The organism is Bradyrhizobium amphicarpaeae (assembly GCF_002266435.3).
GTDB lineage: Bacteria > Pseudomonadota > Alphaproteobacteria > Rhizobiales > Xanthobacteraceae > Bradyrhizobium > Bradyrhizobium amphicarpaeae.
Map to the genome: position 1 here is coordinate 1473760 of NZ_CP029426.2, position 14727 is coordinate 1488486.

13 protein-coding genes and 1 pseudogene are annotated in these 14727 nt (G+C 65.9%); 4 read left to right on the forward strand and 10 right to left on the reverse strand.

Translation table 11 applies throughout. The annotated features are described in order from the left end of the window. Positions 1–805: 805 nt before the first annotated feature. From CIT40_RS07130 to CIT40_RS07165, 8 genes are all read right to left on the reverse strand, one after another. Positions 806–1009 carry a hypothetical protein gene (locus CIT40_RS07130; protein WP_094895182.1) on the reverse strand — a complete coding sequence of 68 codons (204 nt, stop codon included), beginning with the start codon at positions 1007–1009 and terminating at the stop codon, positions 806–808. Between the two features lie 294 nt (positions 1010–1303). Continuing rightward, positions 1304–3445: a flagellar biosynthesis protein FlhA gene (flhA, locus tag CIT40_RS07135; protein WP_162307386.1), complete on the reverse strand. Its 2142-nt coding sequence runs from the start codon at positions 3443–3445 to the stop codon at positions 1304–1306. A 279-nt stretch (positions 3446–3724) separates the two neighbouring features. Continuing rightward, complete coding sequence (locus CIT40_RS07140; RefSeq protein ID WP_094895184.1) at positions 3725–4027, reverse strand: copper-binding protein; 303 nt, start codon at positions 4025–4027, stop codon at positions 3725–3727. Positions 4028–4037: 10 nt separating this feature from the next. Then, positions 4038–4520 (reverse strand): cupredoxin domain-containing protein, encoded by a 483-nt coding sequence (locus CIT40_RS07145; RefSeq protein WP_414645398.1) that lies wholly within the window; start codon positions 4518–4520, stop codon positions 4038–4040. 8 nt (positions 4521–4528) lie between these two features. After that, positions 4529–5863, reverse strand: a complete 1335-nt coding sequence (locus CIT40_RS07150) for a copper oxidase (RefSeq protein ID WP_094895336.1) — start codon at positions 5861–5863, stop codon at positions 4529–4531. Positions 5864–5876: 13 nt separating this feature from the next. Beyond that, the gene (locus CIT40_RS07155; protein WP_094895186.1) at positions 5877–7301 is read right to left on the reverse strand and encodes a TolC family protein; all 1425 of its coding nucleotides are present in this window, start codon (positions 7299–7301) and stop codon (positions 5877–5879) included. A 9-nt stretch (positions 7302–7310) separates the two neighbouring features. After that, entirely contained in the window at positions 7311–7592 is a 282-nt protein-coding gene (locus tag CIT40_RS07160) for a hypothetical protein (RefSeq protein WP_094895187.1), read from the reverse strand. A 74-nt stretch (positions 7593–7666) separates the two neighbouring features. Further along, positions 7667–8110: a hypothetical protein gene (locus CIT40_RS07165; protein ID WP_094895188.1), complete on the reverse strand. Its 444-nt coding sequence runs from the start codon at positions 8108–8110 to the stop codon at positions 7667–7669. Between the two features lie 226 nt (positions 8111–8336). Here CIT40_RS07165 and CIT40_RS07170 point away from each other — a divergent pair, with 226 nt between their 5' ends. Next, a complete protein-coding gene (locus CIT40_RS07170) occupies positions 8337–9524 on the forward strand; it encodes an MFS transporter (protein ID WP_193550928.1) in 1188 nt (395 codons plus the stop codon). Here CIT40_RS07170 and CIT40_RS07175 read toward each other — a convergent pair. Beyond that, positions 9521–9928, reverse strand: coding sequence for a DUF4864 domain-containing protein (locus CIT40_RS07175; protein WP_094895190.1), 408 nt, complete (start codon positions 9926–9928; stop codon positions 9521–9523). The genes CIT40_RS07170 and CIT40_RS07175 overlap by 4 nt on opposite strands. Positions 9929–9993: 65 nt before the next feature. Continuing rightward, positions 9994–10631 (reverse strand): annotated as a pseudogene (locus CIT40_RS07180) (TetR/AcrR family transcriptional regulator). 251 nt (positions 10632–10882) lie between these two features. Between CIT40_RS07180 and CIT40_RS07185 the strand changes: the two are divergent. From CIT40_RS07185 to CIT40_RS07195, 3 genes are read left to right on the forward strand one after another with little or no spacing between them, the layout of a single operon-like run. Further along, complete coding sequence (locus tag CIT40_RS07185) at positions 10883–11380, forward strand: (2Fe-2S)-binding protein (protein WP_094895192.1); 498 nt, start codon at positions 10883–10885, stop codon at positions 11378–11380. Then, positions 11377–12432 (forward strand): FAD binding domain-containing protein, encoded by a 1056-nt coding sequence (locus tag CIT40_RS07190; RefSeq protein ID WP_094895193.1) that lies wholly within the window; start codon positions 11377–11379, stop codon positions 12430–12432. Before CIT40_RS07185 ends, CIT40_RS07190 begins: the two co-directional genes overlap by 4 nt. After that, positions 12425–14686: a xanthine dehydrogenase family protein molybdopterin-binding subunit gene (locus CIT40_RS07195; RefSeq protein WP_094895194.1), complete on the forward strand. Its 2262-nt coding sequence runs from the start codon at positions 12425–12427 to the stop codon at positions 14684–14686. Before CIT40_RS07190 ends, CIT40_RS07195 begins: the two co-directional genes overlap by 8 nt. The last annotated feature ends 41 nt before the right edge of the window (positions 14687–14727 follow it).

Consider the following 14727-nt stretch of genomic DNA (forward strand, 5'->3'; position numbering starts at 1 on the left):
CAATCGAGGGTGAAGCGATCAAGCAAAGCTCGGGCGAAATGCGCCGCGAGAATGCGAAGGTGTGCCTGCCGCTTGAAAGCAGAATACCGAATGTTGTCACGAGCACTAACTTGCGACCGTCACCCTGAGGTGCTCGCCTCTTCGGCGAGCCTCGAAGGGCGACAGCCCGGCTGCACCAGCTCGGCCGTTCAACCTTCGAGGCTCAGCCTGCGATGCGTTCGCATCGCCCGCCTCGCACCTCAGGATGACGGGACGGATATTGCGAGCGCGGAGAGATTGAGAATGGCTCGACCCCGCGCGCCAAAAAACCGCTCTCGTGCCCCGGACGCAGCGCAGCGTCTCCCCGGCGATGCGAAGCATCGTCCGGTCGACGATGCGCTGCAGAGCCGGGCCCCATGTGGCAGCGCGCGCTGTGGCCTTCTGGGTCCCGGCTCTGCGCAGCAGCGTAAGAACGCTGCAGCGCGTCCGGGACACGAGAGCGGGCGCGCCGCCCCTACACGCTCCATCATTGCGAGGAGCCCTTGCGACGAAGCAATCGAGACTGTCTCCTCGGAGGGATTCTGAATTACTTCCGCCTTCGCCAAAGGCTTCGGCGGACACGTCGCGGCGCTGGCAATGCCGATGTTGTGGAAAGCTTCGGAGGACCTCGCTGCCGCCTACGCCGCATACCCCAGACATGAGAAAGCGCCCGTGGGGGGCGGGCGCTTTCTGTAGTCGACTTGGGGTTGGGGTCGTCTACATATCCACGTGGCGACTTTGGGGGGCTGGTAAAGAGCCGCGTGAATTCAAAAAACTCGTGTCTCCCTTAGCGAACGAGCGAGGTGTTCGCGCTGGTGATGGTGACCGGCTTGCCGGCCTTCATGACGCGGGCAGTCTGCGTCAGGCCTTCATCAGAACTCGTCGTACGCGCGGTGATGCCAAGGCCCGCGACTGCGATGCCGGCAACAAGGGCGACGGCTACGATCTTCAGGTGGGTCGAGCGGTCTGCGCTGTAAATCGAGTGGTTCATGGAAGGCTCCTGCCGCCATCTACCCGAAGTAGTCGCCTGCGTGTTTGGGCAGGTTCATGCTTCCGGTGCCCAACAACCTAGTATTGGGGGGATTCGTTCCCAAGAGGCCATCACAAGAGCGTGAACGGTCGTGAAAAATCGCGATCAAGAACGAACCTCGATCGTGCATTTTGGCAATTATTTCAAAGCTGTAATGTGCCTATCGGGCACCCTGTCGCCGATTGGTCGACAAGGTGCCTGGAACTCAAAAACCATTTGCCTGTGGCCGAAAAACACACGGCTTCTTAAGGCAAATCAGATGCTTCCGACCGTTTTCAACCTCGCCCTGGGGTGGATCTCAGCCTGCGACAGCACCGTCGTCTGGGCGCGGAACCGCTCCACCAGGGAGCGCACGAAGGGACGAATTGCCGCAGAGGTGACCAGCACCGGAGCCTCGCCCTCGCGGGCGGCACGCTCGAACGCCTCGCGCACGCCGGTCATGAACTCCGACAGTTTCGAGGGTTGCATCGCCAGGCTGCGCTCCTCGCCCTGGCCGATGATGGATTCGGCAAAGGCCTGCTCCCATTTCGCCGACAGCGCGATCAGCGGCAGATAGCCGGCATAGGAGGTGTTCTGCGCGCAGATCTGCCGCGCCAGGCGGGCGCGGACGTGCTCGACCATGGTGGCGGGATTGCGCGAGAAGGCGAGCGAGTCCGCGATGCCTTCGAGGATGGTCGAGAGATCGCGGATCGAGATGCGCTCGGCGAGCAAGAGCTGCAGCACGCGCTGGATGCCGGAGACCGTGACCTGGCCGGGGACGATGTCCTTGACCAGCTCGCTCTGCTCCTTCGGTAGCTCCTTGAGCAGCTTCTGCACCTCGCCATAGGACAGCAGGTCCGACATGTTGGCCTTGAGCAGCTCGGTGAGATGGGTCGAGAGCACGGTGGCGGCGTCGACGACGGTGTAGCCCTTGAGCGAAGCCTCCTCCTTGAGGCTGGCGTCGACCCAGGTCGCGGGCAGGCCGAAGGTCGGCTCGGTGGTGTGGATGCCGGGCACCTGCACCTGGCTGCCGCCGGGGTCCATGACCATGAACTGGTTCGGCCAGATCTTGCCGGTGCCGGCGTCGACCTCCTTGATCTTGATGATGTAGGTGTTGGCCTCGAGCTGGACGTTGTCGAGGATGCGCACCGCCGGCATGACGAAACCCATCTCGATCGCGAGCGAGCGGCGCAGCGCCTTGATCTGCTCGGTCAGGCGGTCGGTGCCGTCGGGGCCGTTGACCAGCGGCAGCAGCGCGTAGCCGAGCTCGATCTTGAGGTCGTCGATCTTGAGCGCCGCGGAGATCGGCTCCTCGGCCACGGCGGAGCCCGGCGCACCCGGCGTTCCCGCGGCAGGTGCGAGCTTGGCGGCTTCCTCGGCCCTGGCCGTCACCCGGTTGCGGTTGCGCGCGTTCCAGGCGAGCGCCGCGGCGCCGGCGCCGAGCGCGAAGAAGGGAAGGGTCGGGATGCCCGGCAGCGCTGCCAGCACCAGCATGACCGCGGCGGACATCGCCAGTGCCTGCGGATAGCCCGAGAACTGCTTCATCAGCGCCTTGTCGGCGGCGCCGGAAACGCCGGCCTTGGAGACGAGCAGGCCCGCCGCGGTCGAGACGATCAGCGCCGGCACCTGGGTGACGAGGCCGTCACCGACCGTCAGCAGCGTGTAGCTGCGCCCCGCGTCGGCGAAGGACAGGCCTTGCTGCGCCACGCCGATGATCATGCCGCCGACGACGTTGATGAAGACGATCAAGAGGCCCGCGATGGCGTCGCCGCGAACGAACTTCGAGGCACCGTCCATGGCGCCGAAGAAGCCGCTCTCGTCCTCCAGCTCCTTGCGGCGATGCTTGGCGACCGCCTCGTCGATCAGGCCGGCGGAGAGGTCGGCGTCGATCGCCATCTGCTTGCCAGGCATGGCATCGAGGTGGAAGCGCGCGGCGACTTCGGCGATACGGCCCGAACCCTTGGTGATGACGACGAAATTGACGATGATCAGGATGGCGAAGACGATGATGCCGATGACGAAATTGCCGCCCATCACGAAGCTGCCGAAGGCCTCGATGACGTGACCGGCGGCCGCCGTGCCCTCATGCCCGTGCGACAGGATCAGCCGGGTCGAGGCCATGTTGAGCGACAGGCGCAGCATGGTCGAGATCAAGAGGACGGTCGGGAAGGCGGAGAATTCCAGCGGCGCCTGGATGAACAGCGAGGTCATCAGGATCAGGATCGAGAGCGTGATCGAAATCGCCAGGAACAGGTCCAGCACGATCGCGGGCAGCGGCAGGATCAACACCACCAGGATGGTGAGGACGCCGAGCGCCAGCGCGATGTCGCCGCGCTTGAGGATGGCCACGACCTCGGCAAGGGTGGGGAAGCCGGCGTTCGTGCTGCCTACGCCCTGTCCCGCGGTGACGTCGACCATGGTAGCTGCTCCCCCGCGCGACTGCCGTCCGCGCGCCCCAATTGTCTGCGCGGCGGCCGAAGGGCCGCCGTTTCGAAAGTGAGGCACCGCACTGGCGTCCACAGGGATCCCCCCGTTTTACGCGGCTGACGACACTCGACTTCACCCGGCAATTCTTGCCGGGTGTATGGTTAGCAAAGGGTTAACGCGGGGAGCGGCAGGCGGTCAGGCCGGGGTGTTTCGGGCCCCGGGTCGTCATTCCGGGGCGCCCGGAGGGCGAGCTCGGAATGACGGAAGGGGCTATTTCGCCTTGTCGATTCTGGTCACCGTATAACCCGAAGCCGCCTCCTCGGCCTCGAAGGTCACCTTGTCGCCGACCTTCACCTGCTTGAGCATCGCAGGGTCCTTGACGCGGTAGACCATGGTCATGGGGTCCTCCATGCCGAGGCTTTTGGCCGGCCCGTGCTTGAGCGTGATCTTGCCGGCGCTCTCGTCGATCTTTTTGACCTCCCCGCTGATCGAGGCCGCGCCGGCCGCGAGCGCGGCAGTGGCAAGACCGACAGTCAGCGTCAATGCTGCGGCAGTGCGAATGATGCGGTTCATGGGAATCTCCTTATCGTGACTTCACGGTGACGTGGCCGACCATGCCGTAGTCGCGGTGGTCGGGAATGAGGCAGGAAAATTCGAACGTGCCGGGCTTGCTGAACTTCCAGAGAATCTCGGCCGTCTTGTTCGGGGCGAGCCTGACACCATTGGGATCGTCATGCTCCATGTGAGGATGCTTCTTCATCTCCACCGCATGCGCGAGATTCTCCTTCGGCGTGGCGAGCAGGAATTCATGGTCTTCCTTGCCGACATTGCGGAGCACGAAGCGGATCTGTTCGCCGCGCCTGACCTCGATCCTGGCCGGTGCGTAGTCCATCTCGTTCAGCAGGATCTCGATGGTGCGCGCGGGCTTGTTGGGGTCGCCGGGCTCGCCGGCCGAAAAGGTCGCGTGCCCGTGCTTGTCGTGCGCGAGGACGGGCACGATCGATAGCGCAGCCAGCGCGAGGCCGAGCCTGATGGTCTTCATCGTCATCTCCGGTTGGTGTTTCATCGAAACGCTCACATCTTCATCTTGTGCGTCGGCTTGCCCGGCTGCTGCCGCGCTGGCTCCGCGGCCGGAGGCGTGACCTCGTAGGCGACGGTACCCTTCGGGAATTGATAGGGGCCGGGATCGCGATAATCGTCGCGCGCGAGGTCCTCGCGGATCTTCATCACCGTGAACATGCCGCCCATCTCGATCGGGCCGAACTGGCCGGTGCCGGTCATCATCGGCAGCGTGTTGTCGGGCGCGGGCATCTCCATGTTGCCCATCGCCATGCCGGTCGAGCCCATCGCCATGCCGTCAGGCGCGAGCTTACCAACGGCCTTGGCGAGATCCTTGCGCGACACGCCGATCAGATTGCGCACCGCGTGCCCCATCGCATTCATGGTGTGATGCGATTTGTGGCAGTGGAACGCCCAGTCGCCGGGATTGTCGGCGAGCACGTCGAAGACGCGCACCGCGCCCACAGGGACGTCGGTCGTCGTCTCCGGATATTGCGCGCTCTCCGGAATCCAGCCGCCGTCGGTGCAGGTCACCGCAAAGCTGTGGCCGTGCAGATGGATCGGATGATTGGTCATGCTGAGATTGCCGATGCGCACGCGCACTCTGTCGCCGAGCCTGACCGGCAGCGGATCGATGCCGGGAAACACCCGCGCATTCCAGGTCCACATGTTGAAGTCGGTCATCTCGTTGACCTGCGGCAGATAGGTGCCGGGATCGACGCGATAGGTGCTCATCACGAAGACGAAGTCGCGGTCGACGGGCCGGAAGCCGGGATCGCGCGGATGCACGACGACCATTCCCATCATGCCCATCGCCATCTGCACCATCTCGTCGGAATGCGGGTGGTACATGAAGGTGCCGCTCTTCCGCATCTCGAACTCGTAGACGAAAGTCTTGCCCGGCTGGATGTGCGGCTGGGTCAACCCGCCGACACCGTCCATGCCGCTCGGAATGATCATGCCGTGCCAGTGCACGGTGGTGTATTCGGGCAGGCGGTTGGTGACGAAGATGCGGACCTTGTCGCCCTCGACCGCCTCGATCGTCGGGCCCGGCGACTGGCCGTTGTAGCCCCACAGATTCACCTTCATGCCCTCGGCGAATTCGCGCACCACGGGCTCGGCGACGAGATGGAATTCCTTCCAGTCGCCGTTCATGCGGAACGGCAGCGACCAGCCGTTCAGGGTGACCACCGGGCGATAGTCGGGGCCGCTGTTCGGATGCAGCGGCGGTTGCATCACCACCTTGTCCATGTGCGCGGCTTCCGGGATCGATGCCGCCTGCACGCGGCCCTGGACCGCGGATGCGCCGACGAGCGCGGCGGTGCCTAAAAATCCTCTGCGGGAAAACATTGCGGTCTCCATGTCAGTGGCCGGCATCGGCAGGCGCTGCCGCGGCGATGGTGGTTGAATTGTCGCCGCCCGCAGCAGGCGCGGCGCCGCCATTGACGGCGGTCTGCAGGTCGGACTGGGCGAGGAAGAATCGTTGCCGCGCATCGATCGCGCCGCGTAGCGAGGCCAGACGCTGCCGCGCTTCGGTCAGCAGCGCAAAGATATCGACCTGCATGCTGGAGAAGCGGAGCTGCATCTCCTCGGTGATGATCTTGCGCAGGGGGATGATCTCGCGCTGATAGTGGCTGGCGATGTCGTAAGCCGAGCGATAGACCCGATAAGCATCGCGCGCCTCCGAGCGAACGTTCACGGCGCGCTCGGTCAGGCGGTTGAAGGCGAGGTTGTAGGTCTCGGCGGCCTGCCGCACCCGCACCTCGCCGCCGTCGAAGATCGGGATCTGGAACTGCACGTCGAAGCCGCGCTCGCGAAACGGCGCGCCTTCCGGATCCTGCGTACGCCGTGAAATGCCGGCGAGATCGAGCAGAGTGACGAAACGCGTCGCCTCGGTGAGGTTGAGCGATTTTGCCAGCGTCGTCAGCTCCAGTCGGGCGATCTGCAGATCGATGCGATGGGCCACTGCATCGGCCTCGATCGAGGGCAGGGCCTGCGGCCGGCGCGGCAGCGGCGGCAATTGATTGGGCAGACGGAAGTCGAGACCGCCGTCCCACAATCCCATCAGGCGTGCGAGCCGTTCGCGCGCACTCGCCGCCGTCTGCCTTGCGGTGGCGAGGTCGGCGGTGGTCTCGGCGTAGAAGACCTGTTCACGGGCCTGGTCGAGCTTGTTGAGCGAGCCGGTCTCGCCGAGCTTGACCGCAAGCTGCGCGGTCGATTCGGCCGTCGCCTTCGCATCCGTCAGCAGCGCCGCCATCTCGTTGCCGGCCAACGCGCGCCAGTAGGCGCGGCGGACGTCGGCGGCGAGCCGCAGCGTCGCCAGCGCCGCGCGCAACTGGGCCTGGCGAAAACGCTCGCGGGCGATGTCGGAGCGGAACGGCAGGGTGGCGAGCGCAAGGATATCGCCGACCACCTGGCGCTCGATCTCGCTGGCGCCGTTGCCCGAGATCCGCGAGATCGAGAACACGGGATTGGGCGGCAGGCTCTGCTCGACCAGATCCGTCTCGGCCAGCGCCAGCTCGTTATAGGCGGCCTGCAATCCCTTGTGGTTGAGCAGTGCGATCTGAACGGCGGCCTCCACGCTCAGCGTGCGCGAGAGCAGTTGGCGGACACGTTCATCGACTGCGCCCGCCCCATCGGCCGTTCGCACGAATGCCACGTCCTTGTTGATGCTCTGGCTCGTCAGCTCAGAGACCGCGTTCATGCCGCTGTCGGGCGAGAACGCGGCGCAGCCGGACACGCTGAGCGCGGTGAGGATCAGGAGACCTCGCGCAAAATGGTGGGTCATGGCGCGCTCCTAACGGTCTTGCTTCGGCTGCGGCGTGACGGCGTCGTTGCGATCGCGCCATGGCGCCGGCGCCGCAGGCCGCAGGCTGGTGTAGGGCGCGATGGTCGACCGATAGCCGACAGGCGCGATCTTCGCCGAGGGATCAGCGGGATCGGCGCCGGCGACTTGCGTCGTCGCCGGCATGCAGCCGGACAGCGCCAGCGCAGCGCCGGTCAGCAGCATATGAAATCGAAAGTGTCGTCCTCGCGCCGCGGATGCGGCGGCGGATTTCGCCGCGGAAAGCGTCAGCATGATTCATCCCTGATCTGAGAGACCACAGGTTCGCGCGCGCAAAAGCGCGCTCGGCCCGAAATCGTCGCTTCAGATCAGGTGATGGGAGGGCGGTAGTGCAGGGGCGGCGCCGCGCTGTGCAGGCTGGCCACGATCTCTGGCGCGCAGGTGGAGACGGGCGCGGCCGGCTTGGCGACGGTGGGAAGATCGGCCGGCAGCGCGCTCACGCACATCATCGCGCAGCACGGGCCGGCTGTGCCCTTGCCGCCATGATGATGGGAATCGGGCGCGTCCTGCGCGGCGGCCTGGTGATGCGCGTGTGCCCCGGCATGATCGTGCGAGGTGCCGTCATGCATGTGTCCGGCGAGCATCTGCTGCTGCGTTGGCACGAGATCGGCCAGCACGGTCTCATCAAGACACGGCGCCGGACCACTGCCCCATGCGAGGCTTGCCGCCGGCGCGAGCACGCAAAACAGATAGGCAAGGGCAATGATTCGCCCCACCTTGATCCGCATCGCTCGTGTCAGTTGCAGCAACATTCCGCCAGCATGTATCCGCGCGGCAAAGCTGCACACGCGGATTGCAAACTAATGGCAAATCGCGCATTCGCCAAGCAGCTTTTACCGCAGTGCACCGCGCATGCCCAATATCGCGCCACGATGCTTGACCCCTTTAGCATCCGCGGGCCATGGTCCCGCCGTGCACGCGCCAAATCACTCAGGACAAACGTCTGGAGCATTCAGCCCTGATTCCCGTCAGGCCTGGATACGGCTTTTGCTTGCGCTGATGATCGGCTCGATCGGCGGCGTCGGCATGTGGGCGATCGTGGTGATGATTCCCGCGGTGCAGACCGAATTCTCCGCCAGCCGCGGCGCGGTGTCGCTGGCCTTCACCCTCATGATGTTCGGCTTCGGCCTCGGCGGCGTGATCGCCGGCAAGATCACCGACCGCTTCGGCATCGTGCCGGCGATGGCAATCAGCATCGCCTTTCTCGGCGTCGCGAATACGTTCGCGGGGCTGTCGAGCGAGCTCTGGCAGTTCGTGGCGGCGTATTTCCTGATCGGGCTCGGGACGTCGGCGACTTTCGCGCCGCTGATGGCGGAGGCCTCGCACTGGTTCGAGCGCTATCGCGGCCTCGCCGTGACCATCGTCGCGAGCGGCAATTATTTCGCCGGCACGATGTGGCCCCCGATCGTGAACTGGGGCATGCAGGAGGTCGGATGGCGCCACACCCATATCGGCATCGGCATCGTCTGTGTGAGCCTGATGACGATCCTGGTGCTGGTCCTGCGCGCGCAGATAGGTCACGACAAGGTCCACGACCACGCCAATGCGCCGCCGCCGCGCGTCGATCTCAAGCTCTCGACCAACACGCTGACGGTGCTGCTCTCGATCGCCAGCATCTCCTGCTGCGTCGCCATGGCGATGCCGCAGGTGCATATCGTTGCCTATTGCGGCGACCTCGGCTACGGCGTGGCGCGCGGGGCCGAGATGCTGTCGCTGATGATGGCCTGCGGCATCGTCAGCCGCATCGGCTCGGGCTTCCTCGCCGACAAGATCGGCGGCATCCGCACCCTGCTGATCGGGGCGCTGGCACAGGGCTTTGCGCTGGTGTTCTATCTGTTCTTCGACAGCCTCGCCTCGCTCTATCTCATCTCCGCGATGTTCGGCCTGTTCCAGGGCGGCATTGTGCCGAGCTACGCCATCATCGTGCGCGAGGCGATGCCGGCGCGAGAAGCCGCAACGCGCGTCGGCATCGTGATCTTCGCCTCCGTGTTCGGCATGTCCTTCGGCGGATGGGTGTCGGGCGTCATCTTCGATGCCACCGGCTCCTATGCCGCAGCGTTCGCCAACGGCGTGGCGTGGAATGCCGTCAATATCGTCATCGTCGTGACGCTGCTGATCCGCTCGCGGATGAGTGCGGCGAAAGCCGGGCCGGGCTTTGCGACCTAGACCGCCTGTCCCGCCTTCAGCAGCGTGCAGCCGGTGATCTTGTAACTGCCGTCCGGCTGCTGCTCGAGCGTGTAGAGAGCTTCCCAGGCCTCGCCGTTGGCATCGACGATATGGACGCGCTGCGCGATCCAGCTGCCTTCGCTCTTGCCGTCGCCAAATTCGAAGCTGTTGTGCCGGTAGACCGGCGCGTAGCCTTTCTGAACCATGGACATGAAGATGTCGGGCGCGGGGAATATTTCCTTGAGCGCCGGCGCGGCGTGGGCATAAGCGCCGGCCGCATCGTCGCGCGCAAAAGCCTGTTCCTGGGCCCGGATCACGCCCTGTGCCGTGGTGACGTCGTCGGCGGATGCCGAGACGGAGCTGAAGATAACGCTGATAGCGACGAGCAAGGCGGTAATGCGCATGACAGGCTCCGCGTTGAAATCCCGGCGATACCGATTCTAGCACGCCCTGGGGGAAGTACGGCACGCTATCGCTTTCGTTTCACCGCCAGCTTCGCAGGCTTGGCGGTACGCGCCTTGGCTTTGCCCGCTGGCTGCACCGCAGCCCGTCGACGAACACGTCGAGCATGCGCAGCACCGAGGACTGCCAGCCGGGCTGGTCGTGCATGTAGCACATGCCGACGAGCGCCCTGAGCAAATCCTCCGGGCTGACATCGCCGCGCATCTGGCCGGCCTCCACCGCGCGCGCGAGCAGCGAGCCGATCGCCCTGGTCAGCCGGTCCATCGAAAACGCCGCGAGTTCCGACGAACTCTGGAACGTCAGCGCCAGTGCGGCCGACATGCCTTTTTTCGTGGCGACGAATTCGACATTGGACCGCAGCCACTGCCGCAAGGCCTCGACCGGATCCTTGGCGCTTTTCAATTGTTCGGCAAGCTCGCTGAGTTGCTCGACCTCGCGCCGGTACACCGCCTCGAACAGATCCTGGCGTGTCGGGAAATGCCGATACAGTGTGCCGATGCCGACCCCGGCGCGTTTGGCGACGGCCTCCAGGCTCGCCTCCGGACCGCCGGCGTTGAACACGGCCTTGGCGGCCTCGAGCACGCGCTCGCGATTGCGCACGGCATCGGCGCGGGGCTTCCGGGTCTGGTCGCTGTGGTCGTCCATATCAGGCAATGTAGATCACGAATTGGTTAGATTGAACCCTTGTTGAACCTTTGCCGGCCTGCATCGCGTTGTACGCGCATGGGCTTTTGACCAATTTCAATATTTTCTCACCGGCCCTTGTTAAACGGAGGGAGCCTCCGTATCTTCGCCTTGATGTTGGCCGGCTTCTGCCCGGTCAATTCAGATCGACGGCGGCCACGGCGGTGGCGCGCTGCGCGATCACTCATGTCCAAATCTGATCGGAGCCTTGTATGAACCACTCCATCAGCCTCACCGTGAACGGTGCGCGGCGCGACTTCGTCCTCGACGATCCGCGCGTCACGCTGCTCGATCTCTTGCGTGAGCGCCTTCATCTCACCGGAACCAAGAAGGGATGCGACCGCGGCCAGTGCGGCGCCTGTACCATTCTGGTCGACGGCAAGCGCATCAACTCCTGTCTCGCGCTCGCGATCAGCCATGACGGCGCCGACATCCTCACCATCGAGGGCGTCGCGCGCGGCGACCAGTTGCACCCGGTGCAGGCCGCTTTCATCGCCCATGACGGATTTCAGTGCGGCTTCTGCACGCCCGGCCAGGTCATGAGCGCGATCGGCATGATTCAGGAGGCGCAGGCCGGCAACGATCCCGAGCGCATCCGCGAATGCATGAGCGGCAATCTGTGCCGCTGCGGCGCCTATGCCGGGATCGTCGATGCCGTGCTCGAGGCGCAAGGACAGATGGACCAGACCAACCAGAGGCGCTCGGCATGAAACGGTTCGATTATGTCAGGCCCGCCACCGTCACCGAAGCCGTTGCCGCCGCGGCTCAGCCCGGCGCCGTCTATCTCGCCGCAGGCACCAATCTGCTCGATCTGATGAAGGGCAATATCAGCCGCCCGGATCGTCTGGTCGACGTCACGCATCTCGAAGGACTTGACGCGATCGAGCGCCTCGCCGACGGGTCGTTGCGCATCGGTGCGCTCGTCAGCAATGCCGATCTCGCGCACGATGCGGACTTCGCCAGGTCCTATCCCGCCGTCGCCGAAGCCCTTCTCTCCGGAGCGTCCGCGCAGTTGCGCAATGCCGCGACCGTTGGCGGCAATCTGCTGCAACGGACGCGCTGTGCGTATTTCTATGACACCGCCAGCCGCTGCAACAGGCGCGAAGCCGGCAGCGGCTGCGACGCCCGCGGCGGCGAGAACCGCACCCACGCCGTGCTCGGCTGGAGCGAGAACTGCATCGCGACGCATCCGTCGGACTTCTGTGTGCCGCTGGTTGCGCTCGATGCCATCGTCGAGATCGAGGGTCGGGGTGGCCGTCGCGAGATCGCGCTGGAGGAGTTGCATCGCCTGCCCGGCGATACGCCCGAGCGCGAGTCCGCGCTCGAGCCCGGCGATCTCATCGTGGCGGTGCGCCTTCCGAAGGCGGCGCGTGAATTTGCCCCGCATTCGCGTTACCTCAAGGTTCGCGAGCGCACCTCCTACGCCTTCGCGATGGCGTCGGCCGCTGCGGCGTTGCGGATCGAGAATGGCAGGATCGCGGAAGCGCGGCTTGCGCTCGGCGGTGTCGCCGCAAAGCCCTGGCGTGCCCTCGCCGCGGAGGACGTTCTCAAGGGCGTCGCGCCCACGGCCGATGCCTTCCAGGAAGCCGCCTTGCGCGCGCTCACCGACGCAAAGCCGTCCGGCGACAACGCCTTCAAGATCGAGCTGGCACGCCGCATCGTCGTGCGCGCGCTGACCCTCGCTGCCGCCGGGACGCCCGCGCGCCTGCCCGCACTGCCGGCCTCTCCCTTTGCCCCGACATCAGGAGCGATCCATGCCTGAGCTCAACCTGACCAGCGCACCTGCCCATCTGCGGCACGGCTCGAACATCGGCCAGCCGCTGACCCGCCGTGACGGCGTTCTCAAGGTCACGGGGCAGGCGACCTATGCCGCCGACAATCATCCGGCCGGCATGCTGTTTGCGGTCCTCGCCGTTTCCAACATCGCGCGTGGCCGCGTGACCTCGCTCGATGTCGCCGCCGCCAAGCGCCATCCCGGCGTCGTGGATGTGATGACGCCGGACCACAAGCCGCAGCTTGCGATCGATCCGGAGATCAAGACCAATCCATTCGTGTTCCGGATGGAGGTGCTGCAAAGCAACGAGGTGCGCTACGCCAACCAGCCGATCGCGGTCGTGATCGCCGAGACGCTCGAAGCTGCGACGGAAGGTGCGGCGCTGCTGGCGCCGCGCTACGAGACGCTGCCCGCGCTGGTCGGGCTCGATGCCGGCGATAGTTTCGTGCCGCCGGTCGTCGGCGTCGGCAACCCCACGGAAAATCACCGCGGCGATGTCGAGGCGGGCCTTGCCTCGGCCGAGAAGCAGATCGATGCGGTCTATGAAACGCCGCCGCAATATCACAACGCCATGGAGCCGCATGCGATCGTTGCGGCATGGGATGGCGACAATCTACAGATCGACATGCCGACCCAGGGCCTCATGCTGTCGCTCGCGCGTGTCGCCGAGCTGTTCGGCATCGCGCATGACAAGATCCACATCCGCAGCCCGTTCCTTGGCGGCGGCTTCGGCTCCAAGGGATTGATGGCGGGGCCGCCGGTGCTCGGCATCATGGCGGCCAAGCTGGTCGGCAAGCCGGTCAAGCTGGTGCTGCGCCGCGAGCAGATGTATGGCCCGGTCGGCCATCGCGCGCCGACGCGCCAGCGCCTGCGCGTCGGTGCCGACGGCGAGGGACGGCTGACCGCGCTCGATCACCACGCGCGCACCGTGTCGAGCACGTTCGACGATTTCTACGAGCCCGCGGCCGATGCCTCGCACACGCTCTATGCGGCACCCGCGATCCGGACCTCGCACGATGCCGTGCGCGTCAACACCGGCACGCCGCTGTTCATGCGCGCGCCCGGTGAGGCGACCGGCTCGATCGCGCTGGAGAGCGCGATCGACGAGATGGCGTGGGCCTGCGGCATCGATCCGCTCGCCTTCCGCCTGAGGAACTACGCCGAAGTCGAGCCGGTCAGCGGCAAGCCCTTCTCGTCGAAGGCGCTGCGGGCCTGCTACGACCAGGGCTCTGCGCGTTTCGGCTGGGCAAAGCGTCCGCTGCAGCCGCGGCAGATGCGCGACGATGCCGGATTGCTGGTCGGCTGGGGCATGGGCACGGCGACCTTCCCGGCGCTGATGTTCCAGGCCGAAGCACGCGCGACGATCCGCCGCGACGGCTCCGGCGTGATGGAGATCGGCGCACACGACATGGGGCAGGGCGCCTGGACGGCACTGGCCCAGATCGCCGCCGACGCCGTCGGCCTCGATATCGACCGCGTCACGTTCAAGGCCGGTACGTCAGACTTGCCCGATGCCGGCATCGCCGGTGGCTCCGCCCACACTGCAACCGCCGGCGCGGCGATCCATAGCGCCGGCGCGGCCGTGATCGCCAAGCTTGCCGATCTCGCCACCGGCGACGAGCGATCGCCACTGTTCGGCGCCGGCAATACCGGCGTGATCGCGCGCGACGGCCGGTTGATCCGGCGCGACGACGAGAGCCGCGGCGAGAGCTACGCCGAGATCCTCGCGCGCGCTGGCGTCGGCGAAGTCGAGGCGCGCGGCACAGGCGCGCCGAACCCTGCGGCGATGGAGGAGTATGCGATGCATGCCCATGGCGCGGTGTTCGCGGAGGTGAAGGTCGATCCCGATCTGGGCCAGGTCCGTGTCAGCCGCATGGTCGGGGCCTTCGCCGCCGGACGGATCGTCAACCCGCGGATGGTGCAAAGCCAGCTGTTCGGCGGCATGATCTGGGGCCTCTCCTTCGCGCTGCACGAGGAGGCCGTCACCGACCGGCGCAGCGGGCGGATCATGAACGCCGATCTCGGTGAGTACCATGTCCCCGTGAATGCCGACGTGCCGCCGCTCGACGTGATCACCGTCGAGGAGCACGACCCGCACGTCAACGCGCTCGGCATCAAGGGCGTCGGCGAGATCGGCATCACCGGCAGTGCCGGTGCCGTCGCGAACGCGGTCTGGCATGCGACCGGCGTGCGCGTCCGCAAATTCCCGATCAGGATCGAGGAGTTGCTCACGCAGCGCTGAGGCGGCAGGCGGGGCGAGGCCTGCTCGCTCCGCGGCGGCCG